Source organism: Massilia niabensis, from assembly GCF_042655085.1.
Lineage (GTDB): Bacteria > Pseudomonadota > Gammaproteobacteria > Burkholderiales > Burkholderiaceae_D > Telluria > Telluria niabensis.
In genome coordinates this window covers 1-20,062 of sequence record NZ_JBHSMU010000003.1, presented here as the reverse complement: position 1 = coordinate 20,062, position 20,062 = coordinate 1, and the positions used below count along the sequence as shown (strand labels likewise).

Sequence of the window (20,062 nt, the reverse complement as noted above, 5' to 3'; positions counted from 1 at the left end):
ATAAGTTTTCACGCCTGCGCCGGCAGTATCAGGGCCAACTCTGCGGCCGCGCGAAACACCGGCAAGGTCAGCACGTCGGCCACATCCTCGGCCGCGAGCGAGGCATGTGCCGATCCTTGCGCCGATCCGCCCGCAAAAACCCCGTGCAGGAAACTCCAGCGCAGCACCACCAGGCCGGCCCGTTCGACTGCCGCGTCGAACGCGGGCTGCAGGGCGCGCAGGCGCGCCAGCGCCGCCGCATCGGGTGCCGCCATCTCGATGGCTACGCCGCCCGGGACCGGTTCGACCTGCACCGCGACATGCGTGCCGTCGGCCAGTTCCAGGTCCAGGCGCAAGGCCGCGCGCGGGCGGCGCCGGCGGCCGGACGGTTCATCCGCTCCCTTGCGCAATACCTGCAGGTGCTGGGCCTGGGCGTTGCCTGCGTGTACCGTGAAGCGCCACGGGTCGGCCGGCAGGACCCCGTCGGGCAGGCGCCCCGTTATCCGTCCGTCCGGCGCCGGCAGCAGCAGGGCGGCGGACAGGGCGCCGGTGCGCGCGCGAAATTCGCGCTCGGCCAGCGTCGCGCTGTAATTGCCGACCATCGTGCGCCAGTTGCCGGCAAGCAGGCGCCCGTCCTGGGGAAAGACCAGCTGGCGCGACATGAACACCTGGTCCGGGCGCATCGCCGCGCCGTCGGCCTGCTCGGCAGCGGCGCCGGTCGGCGCCGGGTTGGGCAGCGGCGTCGACTGTGGCAGGGGCAGCCCGCTTTCCGCGGCGGCAAAGGCAATGGGAGCCACGGCCGCGACGGCGGCTGCCCGCAAGGGCGGCACGGTCGGGGGCAGCAGGGGAACGATCGATGGAATGGAGGTCATGGCGCGGTCCAAACAAAAAAGGCCAGCCTGGAAGCGGCTGGCCCTGGTAATGCCCGGCTGAGTCAGCCGGAGCAAGCCTTGATTACTGCAGGAGCGACATGACCATCGACGACATCTGGCTCGACTGCTTCAGCATGGCGGTGCCAGCTTGCATCAGCATGTTCTTCGAGGTCATGTTCGCGCTTTCCGTTGCGAAGTCGACGTCCATGATACGGCCGGTGGCGTTCTTGGTGTTGGTGCTGATGTTCGACAGGTTGTTGTAGACGTGGTCGAGGCGGTTGGCGGCGGCGCCCATTTCGGAACGCACGGTGCTGACGGCTTCGATCGCGGCTTGCAGGTTGCCGATGGATGCATTGGCATTAGCAGCGCCCGTTGCTGCGCTTCCGCCAACCTGAGCGACGGTTTCGTCGGTAGCGGTGGTAGCCGGATCGTCGGCGACGCCGGCCGTCGTGATAGGGTCCGAGATTTCTGCGCCGGTAGCACCTGCGTTCGTGCCAGCGACGTTAGTGCCACCAGCGGAGAAGTCTGCTGCAGCAGTCTTGATCGAATTGTGCATAACTTGCAGGGAATCGGCGATGTCGAAGTCCATCGTTTCGCTGGCGTCGGCGCCGATCTGGAACTTGAGTGCAGTAGCGCCCGCGAACTTGCCGTTGGTCGCATCGTTGTTCAGCAGCTTAGCACCACCGAACGACGTGTTGCCGACGATGTTGCTCAGTTCTTTGGTCAGCGACGTGTATTCCTTCTGCATCGCGCCCTGATCGACGGAGGACGACGAGCCGTCGGCAGCCTGGGTCGCCAGGTCCTTCATGCGGGTCAGGATGTTGGTGACTTCGTTCAGGGCGCCTTCGGCGGTCTGCAGCATCGAGACCGAATTCTGGGTGTTACGCATTGCCACGGCCATGCCGCTGGTCTGTGCTTTCAGGCGAGTGGCGATCTGCAGGCCGGCCGCGTCGTCCGAAGCCGAGTTGATGCGGAAACCGGTCGACAGGCGGGTCATCGAGGTCGACAGGCTGTTCTGGGTGCGGCCTACCGAGTTTTGGGCGGACAGGGAAGCGGCGTTGGTGTGAAGGCTCAGCATGGTGAACTCCTAGTATTGGGTGAATCCGGTTGAAGGTAGCGCTCTTTCGCGCTCTCACAAGTACAAGACGACTGTTTCCGCAAATCCATTAAGTGCCGTACGGAAATTATTTTAAATATTTTTCAGAGGCCCGAAATGCATGACTTGGCGACAACACAGCCGGCAGCAGCGCCGGCCTCCTCAGCCGCGTGCCCGGCCTTGCGGTAAAATATGCCCCCTTCGTCGCCGGCAGCCTCCCCCTGCCTCCCGGCCGTTTTCCAGGATGAACATGAACGCAGCAGATACCGAAACCGGCAGCGCGCCGGCGCACGAGAAGCAGGTCGCAGCCAGCGGCCGCCGCCTGTCGGTAGCCCCCATGATGGACTGGACCGACCGCCACTGCCGCGTCTTCCACCGCCAGATCACCCGCCACACCTGGTTGTATACAGAGATGGTGACCACAGGCGCGCTGGTCTATGGCGATGTCGAGCGCCACCTGCGCTACGACGAGGTCGAGCACCCCGTGGCCCTGCAGCTGGGCGGCAGCGAGCCGGCGGACCTGGCGAAGAGCGCGAAGCTGGGCCAGGAGTGGGGCTATGACGAAATCAACCTGAACTGTGGCTGCCCGTCGGAGCGGGTGCAGAAGGGCGCGTTCGGCGCCTGCCTCATGAACGAGCCGCAACTGGTGGCCGACTGCGTCAAGGCGATGCGCGACGCGGTGACGATCGACGTCACGGTCAAGCACCGGATCGGCATCGACCACAGTGAAGAGTACGGTTTTGTCCGCGATTTCGTCGGCACCGTGGCCGACGCCGGTTGCCGCACCTTCATCGTCCACGCGCGCAACGCCATCCTGAAAGGCCTGTCGCCGAAGGAAAACCGCGAAATCCCGCCGCTGCGCTATGAAGTGGCCTACCAGCTCAAGCGCGAGTTTCCGGAACTGGAAATCATCATCAACGGCGGCGTGAAGAGCGACGACGAGATCGCCCTGCACCTCGAGCATATCGATGGGGTGATGCTGGGCCGCGAGGCTTACCACAACCCCTGGACCATGGCGAACTGGGACGCGCGCTTCTACGGCGACACGGCCGCGCCGAAGACCCGCGCCGAGGTGCTGGCCGCGATGGTGCCGTATATCGCCGACCAGCTCGCGCAGCATGGCGGCCGCGGCCTGAAACTGAACGGCATCACGCGCCACATGCTCGGCCTCACCACGGGCCTGCCCGGCGCCCGTGCCTTCCGCCAGATGCTGTCCGACCCGAAGAAGCTCGCCAGCGGCGACCCGCGCCTGCTGCTCGAGGCGGCCAGCCAGATCCGCAGCCTCTGATCCTTCATGCCGCCGCTGCAACGCGCAGCGGCGGTTCGGCAACACGCGCCGCCCGGCGTACCGATGTGTTGTCACAATCCCTCCAATGCCCGTCCCACCTGCCAGATATCCCCCAATGATTCTTTCGTGTAGGAAATTTGCTACAAAGAAACAGGAATTTGTGTAGACAAATCGCGCCATTGCTTGCCCTAAGGCAAGACGCGATCCATAATTTCGTTGCGGGATTGCAGATTTGCTGCAGGACCGGCGCCCAGCGAAGTCCGAAGCAATTTCTGATCAATAACAGGAAAGTGAAATGAATTTATCGAAGATGAAAGTCGGGATGCGCTTGACGCTGGGCTTTGCCCTGGTGCTGGTGTTGCTGGTCATCGTGACCGTGGTCGGCATCCTGCGCATGTCGCAGATCCAGGACCGGCTCGACCACGTCGTCAGCATCAATAACGTGGCGAGCCGCGCCGTCATCGAAATGCGCAACAACGTCCATGACCGCCTTGCTTCCCTGCGCGTGCTGACGCTGATGGCCGACGCCACCGAAATGGAACCGGAACTCAAGCGTTTCAAGGACCAGACCGCCAAATACGACGAAGCCCAGCAAAAAGTCGCCCGCATCTTCGCCACCGCCGGCACCGATGCCGAAAAGGCACTGCTGGCCGAGATCAAGGCACACGAAATGGCGGCCATGCCGGCCATTGCCAAGGCATCCGAGCTGTACCTGGCGAATAACGCGATGGACGCCACCCGCGTCATGATCCGCGAAGTGCGTCCGGTCCAGAAGAAGTGGACCGAAGCGCTGGAAAAGCTGGTTGCGCTGGAAGACAAGCAGAGCGCCCAGAGCCAGCACGATGCGCACGAAGCCTTCGTCAACGCCCGTAACTTCATGGGGATCATGCTGGTGCTGGCTCTCGCCATTGGCGCAGCGGCTGCCTGGGTCATCACCCGCGGCCTGATCAAGCAACTCGGCGGCGAGCCGGACTACACCACCAAGATCGCCGGCAGCATCGCCCATGGCGACCTGTCGATCGCCATCGACACCCGTACCGCCGAACGCGGCAGCCTGCTGGCCGAGATGGACGGCATGCGCAACAGCCTGGTCGATATCGTGAGCCAGGTGCGCCGCGGCACCGAAACCATCGGCACCGCCTCGCGTGAAATCGCCGCCGGCAATATCGACCTGTCCTCGCGTACCGAACTGCAGGCCAGCTCGCTGGAAAAGACGGCATCGGCCATGGAAACCCTGACCACCACCGTCAAGCAGAACGCCGAGCATGCCCGTGAGGCCAATCACCTGGCGGCCAGCGCATCGGACGTGGCCCGCAAGGGCGGCGACGTGGTGTCGCAAGTGGTGGGCACGATGGGCGAGATCAACAGCTCGGCCAGCAAGATTGCCGACATCATCGGCGTCATCGACGGCATCGCCTTCCAGACCAACATCCTGGCGCTGAACGCCGCGGTGGAAGCGGCACGTGCCGGCGAGCAGGGCCGTGGTTTCGCGGTCGTTGCATCCGAGGTGCGCAACCTGGCCCAGCGTTCGGCAGCGGCCGCCAAGGAAATCAAGACCCTGATCGGGGACTCGGTCGAGAAGGTCGAGCGCGGCAGCAAGCTGGTCGGCCAGGCCGGCGTGACGATGGACGAAGTGGTGGCGAGCGTCAAGCGCGTGACCGACATCATGGGCGAGATCGCCAACGCCAGCGCCGAGCAGAGCGCCGGCATCGAGCAGGTGAACATGTCGATCATCGAGATGGACAGCATGACCCAGCAAAACGCGGCCCTGGTGGAAGAAGCGGCAGCCGCGGCCCAGAGCCTGCAGGACCAGGCCGGCGAACTGGCGCGCGTGGTCAGCATCTTCAAGCTGGTCGATAGCGAAGAGCAGGCCGCCGAGCCGGCCGCAGCACCGGTCGCTACAAAGGTCGCCACCTTGCCGGCGGTACGCACTCCGGCGGCCCGTCCATCCCGCCCGGCCCTGAAGAAGCCTGCAAGCACGGCAGCGGCCAAGCCGGCGGCCCGGTCGCCGAAGGCTCCGGTTGCGGCAGGCACCGATGAATGGGAAGAATTCTAATTGCGGCAATTTCGCCGGACTCACTGAAAGACCGCAGGCAGTCAGCGGCAGATTAATAAAAACTTTACTGGAACGACAAATCATGAAAAAAACTTACCTGAGCGCCATCGCTACCATCGCTTTCACCGCCATCGCCGGCTCGGCCTTCGCTGCTGAAACCCCGGCTTCCTTCGATCCGTCGAAGTGCAAGGTCGAATACCCGAAAGCGTCGCTGATGAACGAAGAGCAGGGCACGACCACGATGTCGTTCCTCGTCAATGCCGACGGCAGCGTCGCCGATTCCAAGCTGGACAAGTCGAGCGGCTTCAAAGGCCTCGACAAGGCAGCCCAGAAAGGCCTGTCCGCCTGCAAGTTCAAGCCGGGTTCGAAAGACGGTTCGCCAGCCCAGACCTGGACCAAGGTCGACTACGCCTGGAAGCTCGACTGATCACTCGGGGTTTTCCGCTTCACAAACAGCCGGCCTTGCGCCGGCTGTTTTGTTTTGCGGCGCAAGGTGTGAAGGGGCCACGTGCTGGCCTCATTCAATAGCGGCCTCGTCCGTGCGCTGCCGGGAGGCAGGGCGAGGTAGCATAAAGTTTCCAGTCTGTTAATGGCTTCCTGCCAGATGTATCGGTTGTAAGCACTTGCATCAGTTCTACTGCCCGCTGGAACGTTTGGCTATAGTGATCTCACACCGAACCGAAAGGAGCACTTCCATGAAACGAATCCTTCTCACCGCAGCAGCCGTTCTGATCAGTACCGCCGCCTTCACCCCGGTGCATGCGCAGGCGCAATCGTACGGCCGGACCGAGATCATCGTCGTGCAAAAGGCCCCACCCGCCATGCGCTCCGAACGGATCCCTGCGGCACGCCGCGGCTTTGAATGGGTGCCGGGCTACTGGGACTGGAACGGCCGCCGCCACACCTGGGTTGCCGGCCACTACGAAAAAGTCCGTCCAGGCTACGTGTATGCCCGTCCTGAATGGCGCCGCGACCGTAACGGCTGGGTCATGGAGCGTGGCGGCTGGCAGCGCGGCGACCGTGCCGACCGCGTGGTCCGCGGCGGCGACCGTGACCGCGACGGCGTCCCGAACCGCTACGACCGCGACCGCGACAACGATGGTATCCGTAACGGTGCCGACCGCGACCGCGACAATGACGGCGTCCCGAACCGTGCTGACGCGCGGCCGAACAATCCGAACCGTTACTGATCAAGGGGGGCTGGCGTAGGCCGGCTCCCGCATGAAGAAAAGGCCACCTGATGAGGTGGCCTTTTTGCTGTGCGCGTTGCAATCTACGGAGCAGTGACAAGCAGCGTTCGCTGCACTTGCGCGGCGTTGCCTGCACGGTCCGTCACCTTGACCTTGACCGTGAACGTGCCCGCCCGGCAGAAGGTATGGCGCAGGCTGACGTCGCCCAGCCCGCGGCGCTCGCGCAGGCTTGGCGCGGCCTGCGGGCAGCCGTCGTCGACGCTCGCCACAGCCAGGTGCGACTCGGCCGGGGCGCTGTCGACGAAATTGACCGTGAGGTCGACCGTATCGCCCAGCTTGAGCGCGCCGTCTGCGGCTGCGCCGGCGATGGCGCCGAGCACCGGCGCGGCCGTCCCTAGCCTGCCAGGGCGCAGCAGGACCAGCCCGGCGTTGGAATCGGCCACGATGCTGCCGTTGTCGTTGATCGCTTTTGCCGCGTACAGCACCAGTCCGGCCGGAGCCCGGTAGAGCCGGGTGTTCAGGTCGACTGGATTGGCCGCATCGTTCCACAACACGGCGCGCCGGCTGCCCACGTCCTCAGGCGTGCGCTCGATGTAGCCCACTATCTGGCGCCGGTTGTTCAGGGCCTGGACCCTGCCGTCCGGCGCCCCGGCCACGGGCAATGGCTGCATGCCGCGCGCCATGGACCAGATGAAGGGGCTGTAGCGGTAGGCAGGGTCGCTGTCCACGATCAGGTTGTTCCCGATGACTTCGCCATTGTCGTTGAGCGCGGTGACATGCTGGTCGCCCCCATCCGGGCCGACCCGCACCATGCCTCCTTTCCGGCTCCAGAGAAAGCCGATGCCGCGCCCATCCTTGTAATAGGTGCCAAGGACCTGGCCGCTCGCATTGATGTGCCTGGCGGTCGACTGGGAGCCGCCGAACTTGCCCAGGTCCGTGGCCTTGCCGGCCGCATCCCACACCATAGCGCGGCTGTCCTGGAACTGGACTTCGGAATCGCCGACCGACACGCCACTGTCGTTGATGGCCACGGCCGCCGACAACCTCGCTGGCGGCGGGCCGAGGCGGGTGAGGGTGCCGTCGGCATTCCAGCGGTTGGCGCGGGTGTAGAACATCTGCCCCTCCGCCCGCACCGCCCCCACCATCTGGTTGCGGTTGTTGATGGCATGCGCATCGGCCAGTGTCGGACCGGGCAAGGCGCGCATGCCTCCCGCGACGGTCCAGGAAAACGCGCGGTAGTTGGACAACCCATCCTGGGATTGGCCGACGACCACGCCCTGGTTGTTCACCCCTTTCAGCAAGGTATAGGACCCGCCCAACGACCCGAGGGCATGCACGCGGCTGCCGTCAAAGAACCAGTTGGATGGTGCGTCGGACGGCCCGCTCGCGAAGGCGACCTGGCCGCGCCCGTTCAATACCGTGATCACTGCGTCCGGGCCGAGATTGATGACGCTGTATTCGACCGCAGGCGCCGCAGCCGCCGCCGGTGCGCTTGCCGCGTTGGTGGAAGCGGCGCCGGCGCACAGCGCCGCGATGGCCGGTGCGAGCAAGCCGGCCAGTTGCAGGCGAGCTTTTTGGCTGGGCATGAATGTCATAAGAGCCTTTTGGATAGGGAGTTGAGGAAACACAAGGGCTCACTGTAGGCCCAGTCTCTAACTCGACCATGATCTCGCTCTAACCCAGCAGTGGAACTAAAACCCTACTCAGCGGTCGCACACCTTCGAGCACTTGCTTCAAAGATCGCTAATGACTGGGAGATGTGCTTGTGCCGGCTGTTCGTTGCGAGCGAATGGCGATCCTGGTGCCCGCCTGCGCGAACCCAAGTATGTGTTATCGAAATCTTGCCGGCGGGTCGCATAATGTATCGCCTGTAAGAACTTGCATCAGTGCTACTGGACGGAAGAACCCTTGGCTATAGTGAGCTCACCGAACCAAAAGGAGCACTACCATGAAACGAATCCTCATCACCATCACAGCCGCCCTGATCAGCACCGCCGCCTTCACCCCGGCGCAGGCACAGGCGCAAACCAGGACCGAGATCATCGTCGTGCAAAAGGCCCCGCCAGCATTGCGCGCCGAACGGATTCCCGCAGCGCGCCGCGGCTTCGAATGGGTGCCGGGCTACTGGGACTGGACTGGTCGCCGCTACACCTGGGTTGCCGGTCACTACGAGAAAGTCCGTCCAGGTTACGTGTATGCCCGTCCTGAATGGCGCCGCGACCGTAACGGCTGGGTCATGGAGCGCGGCGGCTGGCAGCGCGGCGACCGCGTGGTCCGTGGCGACCGTGATCGCGACGGCGTCCCGAACCGCGCTGATCGCGACCGCGACAATGACGGCGTCCCGAACCGTGTCGATGCGCGCCCGAACAACGGCAACCGTTACTGATCGGGCAGGGCTGGCGAAACCGCCCCGGAAACGAAAAATGCCAGTCATTCGTATGACTGGCATTTTTTCATGTCGGTTTACTGGTGGCGGGTTACCTGGCGCTTGGCCACCAGGAGGGAAAAACAAAAAAGGGTTACACGACGAAGCATGTAACCCTTTCTGTTTACTACGAATTCTTGGGGTGGCTGATGGGGCTCGAACCCACGACAACAGGAATCACAATCCTGGACTCTACCAACTGAGCTACAGCCACCACTGTCTTGCTTTTCTGCCACAGCATGCTGCGACAGAACGAGATTATACAAACCCTCAAGCAAATTGGCAAATCTAATTGTTCTGTCGGGTCAAGATCGCGCCAGCACCCTCGGGCGGCACCTCGTGCACCGGCGGATCGAGCCCGAGCAGGCCGGCAAAGGCGGCCGACAAGGCGGTCGCGCTGGCGCTCGTGTAGCCATCGAGGCGTGCCGTGCCTGGCTCGTCGGCTGCGCGGGCGAGGGCGCCAACTGTCAGCAGGCGTTCGAGCTGGCGCGCGACGGCCTCGCCGGTGTCGACCAGCGTCACGGGGCGCGGCGTGTGCGCGGCGATCACGCGTTCGATCGAGGCCTGCACCAGCGGATAATGGGTGCAGCCGAGCACCAGCGTGTCGGCACCCTGGTCGAGCAGGGGGATGACGAAGCGGCGCAGCAGGGCGTCGGTGGTGTCGGATTCGAGCTCGCCGAATTCGATCTGGTCGGCCAGCCCATTGCAGGGTTGCAGCAGGAAGCGGGTGCCGGTGGCGGCGCTGATCTGGTCGCGCAGCAGCAGGAATTTGCTGCCCGCCAGGGTGCGCTCGGTGGCCAGCACGCCTACCAGCCCGTTACGCGTGGCGGCGGCCGCGGGTTTCAGGCCCGGCTCGACGCCGACGATCGGCATGCCCGGGTAGCGCTCGCGCAGCACGGCAATCGCAGCCACGGTGGCCGTGTTGCAGGCGACGACGATGGCTTTGGCGCCGCGCGCATGGAAAAAGGCGCCGATGGCGAGCACGCGTTCGGTGACGACGTGTTCGGGCTTGTCGCCGTAGGGGGCGAAGCCGGAATCGGCGAAATACATCAGGTGTTCATGCGGCAGCTGCGCGCGGATGTGGCGCAGGACCGAGAGGCCGCCGACGCCGGAATCGAAGATGCCGATGGGGGCGTCGGGGGAGGGGGGAAGTGGGGTCATAAGGGACGCAGGTGTGCGTTGAACGCGTGGAGTAATTCAGGCCGGGGGCCTGAATTACGAGCCGTCCACGCTACGTTCTTTAGACGACTGCGACCGGAATGCCCTTCAGCAATTCGATCTTCGCCGACCATTCCTTCGGACCGGTGTTGTGCACCGAGGTGCCGGTCGAATCGACGGCGACGGTGACAGGCATGTCCTGAACGTCGAACTCGTAGATCGCTTCCATGCCCAGGTCCTCGAAACCGACGACGCGCGCCGACTTGATCGCCTTCGACACCAGGTAAGCCGAGCCGCCGACGGCCATCAGGTAGGCCGACTTGTGCTTCTGGATCGCTTCGATCGCCGCCGGGCCGCGCTCGGCCTTGCCGACCATCGAAATCAGGCCGGTCTTTTCCAGCATCATGTCGGTGAACTTGTCCATGCGCGTCGCGGTCGTCGGGCCGGCAGGGCCCACGACTTCTTCGCGCACCGGGTCGACCGGGCCGACGTAATAGATGACGCGGTTCGTGAAGTCGACCGGCAGCGGCTCGCCCTTGGCCAGCATGTCCTGGATGCGCTTGTGGGCGGCATCGCGGCCGGTCAGCATCTTGCCGTTCAGGAGCAGGGTCTGGCCCGGCGTCCACGAAGCGACTTCTTCTTTCGTGAGCGTATTCAGGTCGACGCGCTTCGATTTTTCGGTGTCCGGGGTCCACTGCACGTCCGGCCAGGTCGACAGCGCAGGCGGTTCGATATAGGCCGGGCCCGAGCCGTCGAGCACAAAATGCGCGTGGCGGGTGGCGGCGCAGTTCGGGATCATCGCCACCGGCTTGGAAGCCGCGTGGGTCGGGTACATGTTGATCTTCACGTCCAGCACGGTCGTCAGGCCACCCAGGCCTTGGGCGCCGATGCCGAGCGCATTGATCTTCTCGCACAGTTCGATGCGCAGCTCTTCCAGCTTGTTCTGCGGGCCGCGCTGCTTGAGCTCGTACATGTCGATGTCTTCCATCAGCGACTCTTTCGCCATCAGCATCGCCTTTTCGGCGGTGCCGCCGATGCCGATGCCGAGCATGCCCGGCGGGCACCAGCCCGCGCCCATCAGCGGCACGGTCTTCAGCACCCAGTCGACCAGCGAGTCCGACGGGTTGAGCATGACGAACTTGGTCTTGTTTTCCGAGCCGCCGCCCTTGGCCGCGATCCGGATGTCGACGGTGTTGCCCTCGACCAGTTCCATGTGGACCACGGCCGGGGTGTTGTCCTTCGTGTTCTTGCGCTCGAAATGCGGGTCGGCCACGATCGAGGCGCGCAGCTTGTTGTCGGCGAAGTTGTACGCGCGGCGCACGCCTTCGTTGACGGCGTCGGTGACGTTGCCGCTGAAACCTTCGAAGCGCACGCCCATGCCGATTTTCAGGAACACGTTGACGATGCCGGTGTCCTGGCAGATCGGGCGCTTGCCTTCTGCGCACATGCGCGAGTTGGTCAGGATCTGGGCGATCGCGTCCTTCGCTGCCGGGCTCTGCTCGGCCTCGTAGGCGCGCGCCAGGTGTTCGATGTAGTCGGCCGGGTGGTAGTAGCTGATGTACTGCAGCGCGGCGGCGACCGATTCGATCAGGTCTTCCTGTTTAATGACTGTCATGACAATTCTCGGATGGATGTTAATGAGGCTTGGACTGGTGCGTCGTGGTCACGATGCGGTCGGTATAGGCAATTGCCAGGGCTGAAAGCAAAAATACGCTATGGATAACGGTCTGCGCAACCAGCACCGTGGGCTCGTACGCGCCCGCATTGATGAAGGTTTTTAACAGGTGGATCGACGAGATGCCGACAATCGCCATAGCCAACTTGGTTTTCAGGACTGAGGCATTCACATGCGACAGCCATTCCGGCTGGTCCGGATGGCCCTGCAGGTTCATGCGTGAGACGAAGGTTTCGTAGCCGCCAACAATGACCATGATCAGCAGGTTCGAGATCATCACCACATCGATCAGCCCGAGCACGACCAGCATGATCGTGGTCTCGGTCAGCTTGGTTGGACGGACAGAGCCGGGTACGGTCACCACGTCCAGGATGTGGTTCAGCGAGGCGACATTGCCGAGGGCGGCGCCGATCAGGTCCTTCAGTTCGACCCAGAAGTGGAACACGTAGACGCACTGCGCCAGGATCAGGCCCAGGTAGAGCGGCAGCTGCAGCCAGCGGCTGGCGAAAATCAGGTTGTTCAGGGGGGTAAGCTTGGCAGCTGGTGTTACCGGGGGCAATTGCGACATCGAGCTGAACTCCAGGATTCGGACAAAATACAGCCCATCATTTTACACCTCTCTGGCACGGTTGCAGATGGCCGCGTCGGAATGCTCTGGCGTTGGTAAAATCGCACCTGAATAGGGAGGTGCGCTGTAAGGGTTCAGTAAGCGGCCGCGCCTATGGTGTCTGGCAAACTACTACTATATGGAGACTAGCATGGCCGAGAACGAGACCAACCAGGAAAACCATGGCTTGCAGGAACACCGCGTGTTCCCGCCGCCGTCCGGGTTCGCGGCGAATGCCGCCATCTCCGGCATGGAAGCGTACGACAAGCTGTGCCAGGAAGCGGCGAGCGACTACGAGGGCTTCTGGGCGCGCCTCGCGCGCGAACACCTCGACTGGCAAACGCCTTTCACCAATACGCTCGACGAGTCGGACGCGCCGTTCTACAAGTGGTTCGCCGACGGGCAGTTGAACGCTTCGTATAACTGCCTCGACCGCAACCTGCTCAACGGCAACGCCGAGAAAACGGCCATCGTCTTCGAGGCCGACGACGGCGCCACCACCAACGTCACCTACCGCGACCTGCACCAGCGCGTCTGCAAGTTCGCCAACGGCCTAAAATCCCGCGGCATCAAGAAGGGCGACCGCGTCATCATTTATATGTCGATGTCGGTCGAAGGCGTGGCCGCAATGCAGGCCTGCGCCCGTATCGGCGCCACCCATTCCGTCGTGTTCGGCGGCTTTTCGGCCAAGTCGCTTCAGGAACGCATCATCGACGCCGGCGCCGTCGCCATCATTACGGCTGACGAGCAACAGCGCGGCGGCAAGTCGCTGCCGCTGAAAGCCATCGTCGACGAAGCGCTTGCCATGGGCGGCTGCGATACCGTCCGCGACGTCATCGTCTACCAGCGCACCAAGGGCAACATTGCCTTCACCGAAGGGCGCGACATCTGGCTGCACGACCTGGTCGGCAGCCAGAGTACGGAATGCGAGCCGGAATGGGTCGAGGCCGAACACCCGCTGTTCATCCTCTACACCTCGGGCTCGACCGGCACGCCGAAGGGCGTCCAGCACTCGACCGGCGGCTACCTGCTGTGGGCTGCGCTGACGATGAAGTGGACCTTCGACATCAAGCCGAACGACGTCTTCTGGTGCACCGCCGACATCGGCTGGGTCACCGGCCACAGCTACATCGCCTATGGCCCGCTGGCCGTCGGCGCCACCCAGGTCGTGTTCGAGGGCGTGCCGACCTTCCCAACCGCCGGCCGCTTCTGGGACACCATCGCCAAGCACAAGGTGTCGATCTTCTACACCGCGCCCACGGCCATCCGTTCCCTGATCAAGGCATCGGATGTGGACGAGAAAGTGCATCCGAAGAACTACGACCTGTCCTCGCTGCGCCTGCTGGGCTCGGTGGGCGAACCGATCAATCCGGAAGCCTGGATGTGGTACTACAAGAATGTCGGCCAGGAACGCTGCCCGATCGTCGACACCTTCTGGCAGACCGAAACGGGCGGCCACATGATCACGCCGCTGCCGGGTGCGACGCCGATGGTGCCGGGCTCGTGCACGCTGCCTTTGCCGGGCATCATGGCGGCGATCGTCGACGAGGCGGGCGCCGACGTGCCGAACGGGCAGGGCGGCATCCTGGTCGTGAAGCGCCCGTGGCCGTCGATGATCCGCACCATCTGGAACAATCCCGAGCGCTTCCGCACCAGCTACTTCCCTGAAGAGCTGGGCGGCAAGTATTACCTCGCCGGCGACGGCGCGATCCGCAACAAGGACACCGGCTACTTCACCATCACCGGCCGCATCGACGACGTGCTCAACGTGTCGGGCCACCGCATGGGCACGATGGAAATCGAGTCGGCGCTGGTGGCCAACCCGATCGTTGCCGAAGCGGCGGTTGTCGGCAAGCCGGACGACACCACGGGCGAGGCGATCTGCGCCTTTGTCGTGCTGAAACAGGCGCGGCCGACCGGCGAAGAGGCGAAGAAGCTGGCGCTGGAACTGCGCAACTGGGTCGGCAAGGAAATCGGCCCGATCGCCAAGCCGAAGGAAATCCGCTTCGGCGACAACCTGCCGAAAACGCGCTCGGGCAAGATCATGCGCCGCCTGCTGCGCGTACTGGCCAAGGGCGAGACCATCACGCAGGACATCTCGACGCTGGAAAACCCGGCCATCCTCGACCAGCTCAAGGAATCGGCTTAAACGCCTGTAGCATGAGGTTTACGAAAGCCCGCAAGCGCGGGCTTTCGTTATACTTTACGCATGACCCGGCTTCTCCGACATGCGCTGATTAACTGGATCGCCTGCCTGACGATTCTGTTCGGCACGCTTGCGCCATCGCTGTCGCATGCGGTGCACACACCGCCGGAAGCTGTCGATTTTCCGGTCTGTCACGCTGCCGGTCACACGGCGACCGAGGTGAATGCCACGGGAGTCGACCTGGGCGTCGATCCTGTCAAGCATTGCCCGTTCTGCTCGGACGGGCATCACGCCCCGGACTTGTTGCCGCAGACCTCGGCACGACTGGCTGCCGTTGGCGGGGCCGTTTTTCCATCCCTGTTTTACCGGGCGCCCGAACCATTGTTTCATTGGGCCGCGACCAGGTCGCGCGCGCCACCGGTCGTTTCCTGATTCGCCACTGATGCCTTAGCCGCATGCCGCGCGCATATCGCCGCGCGCGCCTTGCGTCGTGCCCACGTACGAACAGGAGCAGCATGAAACCGGAAAAAACCACCCTTGCGCTCGCCATCCTCGCCGCATTTTCGGGCGCTGCCGCGGCCCAGGACAAGGACGACACCACGTCCACCAGCGCACCCGTGAAGCAGATGGGCACCGTCATCATCACCGGCAACCGCCCGAGCTCGCTGCCGACCCAGATCCCGACCACGATCGAAGGCATCACCGCCTTTGATATCGCCCGCACGATCAATGCCACGGATGCCGAAGACGCGCTCAAATACCTGCCCAGCCTGCTGGTGCGCAAACGCTACATCGGCGACTACAACCACGCCGTGCTGTCAACCAGGGCGTCCGGCACCGGCAACAGTGCGCGTTCGGCCGTGTATGCCGACGGCATCCTGCTGTCGAACTACCTCGGCAACGGCGCCACCTTCGCGCCGCGCTGGGGCATGGTCACGCCGACGGAGATTGAACGGGTCGACGTGCTCTACGGTCCTTTCTCTGCCGCCTATGGCGGCAATTCGGTCGGCGCGGTCGTTGATTACGTCACCCGCATGCCGCGCCGCTTCGAAGCGCATGCGAAGCTGTCGCTGTCGCACCAGCCGTTCCGGCTCTACAACACCCGCGACAGTTTTACCGGCCGCCAGGGCAGCATCTCGCTCGGCGACCGACAGGGCGCGTGGTCCTGGTTCATCGACCTCAGCCGCAACGACAGCTCCGGCCAGCCGCAAACTTTTATTACGCGCTTACCTGGCGCCGGCGTGGCCAGCCCGAATCCGGACAGCGTCACCGGTGCGGTGCCGGCACAGGACCGCGGCTACCGCGACTGGCTCATCCTCGGCACCGCCACCCAATACGACACGGTGCAGGACCACCTGAAGGCGAAGCTGGCCTATGACTTCACGCCGGCAGTGCGCGCCACCTATGTGCTCGGCCTGTGGCAAAACGACTCCGAAGGGCGGCCCGACAGTTACCTGCGCGGCACCGGCCAGCCGGTCTACAGCGGGCCGGTCACGATCAATGGCCGTACCTATACCCTCGGCCAGACGGACTTCAACCTCTCGAACGAGGACCTGCGCCATGTGATGCACGGTCTCTCAATCAAGAGCAATGCCAGGGGCGTGTTTGATTGGGAACTGGCCGGCAGCCTGTACGACTACAGCGAGGACCGGCTGCGCGCCGCCACCGTGGCGCTGCCGGGCGCGCTCGTGAATGGGGCAGGGCGCATCGTCGACGGCAGCGGCACCGGCTGGAACACCTTTTCCGCGAAAGGCGTGTGGCGCCCGCTGGGCATGGGCGGCGCCCACATCGTCGAATTCGGCTACCAGCGCGAAGCCTACGAGCTGGCAAGTATCGAACACGCCACGGCCAACTGGATCGACGGCGCGCCCGGCGCGCGCAACCAGGCCTTCGGCGGCCGTACCCGCACCCAGGCCCTGTTTGTCCAGGATACCTGGCGCTTCGCTCCCAGCTGGAAGGCCGTGCTCGGGCTGCGCCTGGAGCGCTGGGAGGCCAGCGGCGGGCGCACCTCGAATGCGACGGCCACGGTGACGCACCAGGCGCGCAGCGAAAACTGGGCATCCCCCAAGGCGGCGCTCGCCTGGCAGGCAAGGCCCGACTGGGTACTGAAGGCCTCGCTCGGGCGCGCGGTGCGCATGCCCACCGTCTCCGAGCTGTACCAGGGCGGCGTGACGGGGGCCGGTGTGCTGATCAACAACGATCCGAACCTGGCGCCGGAACGGTCCTGGACCGGGGAGCTGACTGCCGAGCGCAAGCTCGATACGGGCTCGCTGCGCTTCACCAGCTTCGGCGAGCGCACCCGCGACGCCCTGTACTCGCAGACGAACGTGCTCGTCACGCCCAACGTCACCAACGTCCAGAACGTCGGCCGGATCGATACCCGGGGCGTCGAGCTCGCCTACGGCGCGACCGACGTCCGCTGGCCGGGACTGGACCTGAACGCCAGCCTCATTTGGACCGACTCGACCATCGAACGCAACGACAAGTTCCCGGCCAGCATCGGCAAGCGCCAGCCGCGCATTCCCGAGTGGCGCGCCACCGGTGTCGCCAGTTACCGCGTCAACGACCGGATGGCGCTGACGCTGGCGGCCCGCTACAGCGGAAAGCAGTTCTCCACGCTCGACAATTCCGACCCGAACGGCTTCGCCTACCAGGGTTCGAGCCGCTACTTCACGGCCGACCTGCGGGCGACGTACCGGCTGAACGCGCAATGGAGCGTGGCGCTGGGTGTCGATAACCTCAACAATTATCGGTACTGGAACTTCCACCCCTACCCGCAACGCACCTGGCTGGCGGAGTTGAAATACGATTTGTGAGGATGGGGGAACTGGGACGAGGAAATGAAAAAAGGCCGCCTGACAGGCGGCCTCTTCAACGCGGAATAGAGCGCTTACGAACCGGCGAACGGGCTGCCGATGATGCCCACGGCCAGCTCGGCCCACACAAAGAGGAAGGCCAGGCCGATCGCGCCAATGGCGATCAGGCGGCTTTTGCTGCTACGGATCTTGTTTGCAGCAAACTGGAGCAGGAGACCGGTTCCGAACAGCAGCACACCCATGATCACGAAATCGCTCGCGGTCCAGTTCACTTCGCCGGTGAACTGCATTGCCACGAAGGGGATCAGCAGGATCGCCGCAGTGGCGAGAACGACGCGCAGCAACTGCTTCGAACCGAACTGTTTTACTGCAGGGCCGGTACCGCCGGTCATGGTTGTCATCGTTGTTCTCCTGGGTGAGAGGGCATGCTGGACTGTCAGTTTGCCATCATTGGAGAGGGGGTTCAAGGGGTAAAGACAGGCTACGCAAGGTTAACAGAGATGAGTGGTGTTGACCGCCACAAGCTAAAAATGCCGTTCAGTTTCAACTGAACGGCTTTACCGCCGCAGCGGGTTCAAACGAATGCGATCCGGATCAGTGGCCGCTGGCCCCCGCCGCACCAATACCGGTTTCCGAGCGCACTTCCTGCGCCTCGAAGCCCGCTTTGTCGATGGCAGCGCGTGGGCTGCTGTCGGTGACCGAGAACAGCCAGATACCGATGAAGCCGACTGCCATCGAGAAGATCGCGGGCGAGGTGTAGGGGAAGATCGCTTCTGCATTGCCCAGCACGTCGACCCACACCGACTTCGACACTACAGTGAGCACCACGGCCGTCGCCAGGCCGAGGAAGCCACCGACCGTCGCGCCGCGCGTAGTGCAGTTCTTCCACAGCACCGACATGAACAGCACCGGGAAGTTGGCCGAGGCGGCAATCGCAAACGCCAGCGATACCATGAAGGCTACGTTCTGCTTTTCAAACGCGATACCCAGCAGCACTGCAATGAAACCGAGCGCGATGGTGGTGAGCTTCGAGACTCTCAGCTCGCTGGCGCTGGTAGCCTTGCCCTTGGCAAACACGGTGGCGTACAGGTCGTGCGAAACGGCCGATGCGCCAGACAGGGTGAGGCCTGCCACCACTGCCAGGATGGTGGCGAAGGCCACTGCCGAGATAAAGCCGAGGAAGATGTCTCCGCCCACGGCCTTGGCCAGATGCACTGCCGCCATGTTGTTCCCGCCCAGCAGTTTGCCCGTTGCGTCCTTGAACTCCGGGTTGGTGCCTACCAGCACGATCGCGCCGAAGCCGATAATGAAGGTGAGGATGTAGAAGTAGCCGATCCAGGTAGTGGCCCACAGCACCGACTTGCGCGCTTCCTTGGCGTTCGGGACGGTGAAGAAGCGCATCAGAATGTGTGGCAGGCCGGCGGTGCCGAACATCAAGGCCATGCCGAAGGAAATCGCTGAGATCGGGTCTTTCACAAAATTACCCGGCCCCATGATGCTGAAGCCCTTGCTGTGAACTTCGGTCGCGGTGGAGAACAGCTTCTCCGGGCTGAAGTTGTACTGCGCCAGCACCGCGAAGGCCATGTACGAAGCGCCCGACAGCAACAGCACGGCCTTGATGATCTGCACCCAGGTAGTGGCTGTCATGCCGCCGAACAGCACGTAGACCATCATCAGGACGCCCACGATCACGACGGCGATCCAGTATTCGAGGCCGAACAGCAGCTTGATAAGCTGGCCCGCACCGACCATCTGGGCGATGAGATAGAACAGCACCACTACCAGAGTGCCCGAGGCCGCGAACACGCGGATAGGTTTCTGGTGGAAGCGGTACGCGGCGACGTCGGCGAAGGTGAAGCGGCCGAGGTTGCGCAGGCGCTCGGCCATCAGGAAGGTAATGACTGGCCAGCCGACCAGGAAGCCAATTGCGTAGATCAGGCCGTCGAAGCCGTCGAGGAACACGGCCGCCGAAATGCCCAGGAAGGAAGCGGCCGACATGAAGTCGCCCGCGATCGCCAGGCCGTTCTGAAAGCCTGTGATGCCGCCGCCCGCAGTGTAGAAGTCGGACGCCGAGCGGGTCTTGGCCGCAGCCCATTTGGTAATGAACAGCGTAAAGATGACGAAGGCCGCGAACATGCTGATCGCGGTCCAGTTGGTGGCCTGCTGGGTCGCCTGGCCGAGATCAGGCGCCGCCATGGCAGCACCGGACGCAGCGATTGCGACTGCCGCGACGAAGTTGCGCAAGGTGGTGTTCATGCTTGCACCTTCTTCTTGACCGCCTCAGTCAGTTCGTCATAGGCGCTGTTGGCGCGGCGCACATAGATGCCGGTGACCACGATGGTGAAGACGATGACCGACAGACCGAGCGGGATGCCCCAGGTCATGACACCGTCTCCAATGCGGGTACCCAGGAATTCCTTGTTGAAGGCCACCAGCAGCGTGAAGCCGTAATAGACGATCATCATCGCCCAGGTGAGGGTCCAGCCGAAGCGCGAACGCGTCCTGACGAGCTTGTGGTAATCGGGATCGGCCTTCACCCGCTGCACGATGTCTTGATCCATTGTTGTGTCTCCTGATATTTTAAGTGATGCCCGGCTTTGCATTCCTGAGGCTGGCGCTACCCTACGGGCGTTCGCTTACCGAAGTCTTACGTGCGCAGATTGAATCGCAACGACAATTGTAGAAACGCCTGAGTGTCTCGTCCTAAGATAGGTTGACAGGGTTACGGCCTTTTTCGTTACCCTTTGGATGTTG

General features: G+C 63.6%; 17 protein-coding genes and 1 tRNA gene. 8 read left to right on the top strand and 10 right to left on the bottom strand.

Annotation, left to right across the window (positions count from 1 at the left end):
* Positions 1-8: 8 nt before the first annotated feature.
* Both ACFPN5_RS00320 and ACFPN5_RS00315 read right to left on the bottom strand, forming a co-directional pair.
* Positions 9-851 (bottom strand): hypothetical protein, encoded by an 843-nt coding sequence (locus ACFPN5_RS00320; protein ID WP_379778897.1) that lies wholly within the window; start codon positions 849-851, stop codon positions 9-11.
* 82 nt (positions 852-933) lie between these two features.
* Entirely contained in the window at positions 934-1,929 is a 996-nt protein-coding gene (locus ACFPN5_RS00315) for a flagellin N-terminal helical domain-containing protein (protein WP_379778894.1), read from the bottom strand.
* A 268-nt stretch (positions 1,930-2,197) separates the two neighbouring features.
* Here ACFPN5_RS00315 and dusA point away from each other — a divergent pair, with 268 nt between their 5' ends.
* The 4 genes from dusA (at position 2,198) to ACFPN5_RS00295 (ending at position 6,481) form a co-directional block, all read left to right on the top strand.
* A complete protein-coding gene (gene dusA, locus ACFPN5_RS00310) occupies positions 2,198-3,235 on the top strand; it encodes a tRNA dihydrouridine(20/20a) synthase DusA (RefSeq protein WP_379778891.1) in 1,038 nt (345 codons plus the stop codon).
* A 295-nt stretch (positions 3,236-3,530) separates the two neighbouring features.
* Positions 3,531-5,291 (top strand): methyl-accepting chemotaxis protein, encoded by a 1,761-nt coding sequence (locus tag ACFPN5_RS00305; RefSeq protein WP_379778888.1) that lies wholly within the window; start codon positions 3,531-3,533, stop codon positions 5,289-5,291.
* A gap of 82 nt (positions 5,292-5,373) precedes the next feature.
* Complete coding sequence (locus ACFPN5_RS00300) at positions 5,374-5,718, top strand: energy transducer TonB (RefSeq protein WP_379778885.1); 345 nt, start codon at positions 5,374-5,376, stop codon at positions 5,716-5,718.
* Positions 5,719-5,986: 268 nt separating this feature from the next.
* Entirely contained in the window at positions 5,987-6,481 is a 495-nt protein-coding gene (locus ACFPN5_RS00295) for a hypothetical protein (protein WP_379778882.1), read from the top strand.
* Positions 6,482-6,564: 83 nt separating this feature from the next.
* Here ACFPN5_RS00295 and ACFPN5_RS00290 read toward each other — a convergent pair whose 3' ends face one another.
* On the bottom strand, positions 6,565-8,067 hold the full coding sequence (locus tag ACFPN5_RS00290; protein ID WP_379778879.1) for a hypothetical protein: 1,503 nt from the start codon (positions 8,065-8,067) through the stop codon (positions 6,565-6,567).
* A 362-nt stretch (positions 8,068-8,429) separates the two neighbouring features.
* Here ACFPN5_RS00290 and ACFPN5_RS00285 point away from each other — a divergent pair, with 362 nt between their 5' ends.
* Positions 8,430-8,867, top strand: a complete 438-nt coding sequence (locus tag ACFPN5_RS00285) for a hypothetical protein (RefSeq protein ID WP_379778876.1) — start codon at positions 8,430-8,432, stop codon at positions 8,865-8,867.
* A 177-nt stretch (positions 8,868-9,044) separates the two neighbouring features.
* On the opposite strand, the gene ACFPN5_RS00280 is transcribed toward ACFPN5_RS00285, so the two are convergent.
* The 4 genes from ACFPN5_RS00280 to ACFPN5_RS00265 form a co-directional block, all read right to left on the bottom strand.
* Positions 9,045-9,120: transfer RNA gene (locus ACFPN5_RS00280), tRNA-His, on the bottom strand.
* Positions 9,121-9,194: 74 nt separating this feature from the next.
* The gene (murI, locus tag ACFPN5_RS00275) at positions 9,195-10,067 is read right to left on the bottom strand and encodes a glutamate racemase (RefSeq protein WP_379778873.1); all 873 of its coding nucleotides are present in this window, start codon (positions 10,065-10,067) and stop codon (positions 9,195-9,197) included.
* Between the two features lie 79 nt (positions 10,068-10,146).
* Positions 10,147-11,679, bottom strand: coding sequence for a fumarate hydratase (locus ACFPN5_RS00270; RefSeq protein ID WP_379778870.1), 1,533 nt, complete (start codon positions 11,677-11,679; stop codon positions 10,147-10,149).
* A gap of 19 nt (positions 11,680-11,698) precedes the next feature.
* A complete protein-coding gene (locus ACFPN5_RS00265; RefSeq protein ID WP_379778868.1) occupies positions 11,699-12,307 on the bottom strand; it encodes a YqhA family protein in 609 nt (202 codons plus the stop codon).
* A gap of 190 nt (positions 12,308-12,497) precedes the next feature.
* Between ACFPN5_RS00265 and acs the strand changes: the two genes are divergently transcribed.
* The 3 genes from acs (at position 12,498) to ACFPN5_RS00250 (ending at position 17,308) form a co-directional block, all read left to right on the top strand.
* Entirely contained in the window at positions 12,498-14,495 is a 1,998-nt protein-coding gene (gene acs, locus ACFPN5_RS00260) for an acetate--CoA ligase (protein ID WP_379778865.1), read from the top strand.
* A gap of 60 nt (positions 14,496-14,555) precedes the next feature.
* The gene (locus tag ACFPN5_RS00255; protein WP_379778862.1) at positions 14,556-14,924 is read left to right on the top strand and encodes a DUF2946 domain-containing protein; all 369 of its coding nucleotides are present in this window, start codon (positions 14,556-14,558) and stop codon (positions 14,922-14,924) included.
* An 83-nt stretch (positions 14,925-15,007) separates the two neighbouring features.
* Positions 15,008-17,308: a TonB-dependent receptor gene (locus tag ACFPN5_RS00250; RefSeq protein WP_379778859.1), complete on the top strand. Its 2,301-nt coding sequence runs from the start codon at positions 15,008-15,010 to the stop codon at positions 17,306-17,308.
* Between the two features lie 74 nt (positions 17,309-17,382).
* Here the strand turns inward: ACFPN5_RS00250 and ACFPN5_RS00245 are convergent, their stop codons facing one another.
* The 3 genes from ACFPN5_RS00245 to ACFPN5_RS00235 form a co-directional block, all read right to left on the bottom strand.
* Positions 17,383-17,709 (bottom strand): hypothetical protein, encoded by a 327-nt coding sequence (locus ACFPN5_RS00245; RefSeq protein ID WP_379778856.1) that lies wholly within the window; start codon positions 17,707-17,709, stop codon positions 17,383-17,385.
* 193 nt (positions 17,710-17,902) lie between these two features.
* Complete coding sequence (locus tag ACFPN5_RS00240) at positions 17,903-19,564, bottom strand: cation acetate symporter (protein ID WP_379778853.1); 1,662 nt, start codon at positions 19,562-19,564, stop codon at positions 17,903-17,905.
* Complete coding sequence (locus tag ACFPN5_RS00235) at positions 19,561-19,869, bottom strand: DUF485 domain-containing protein (protein WP_379778850.1); 309 nt, start codon at positions 19,867-19,869, stop codon at positions 19,561-19,563. The genes ACFPN5_RS00240 and ACFPN5_RS00235 overlap by 4 nt, the downstream gene beginning before the upstream one ends.
* Between the last annotated feature and the right edge of the window lie 193 nt (positions 19,870-20,062).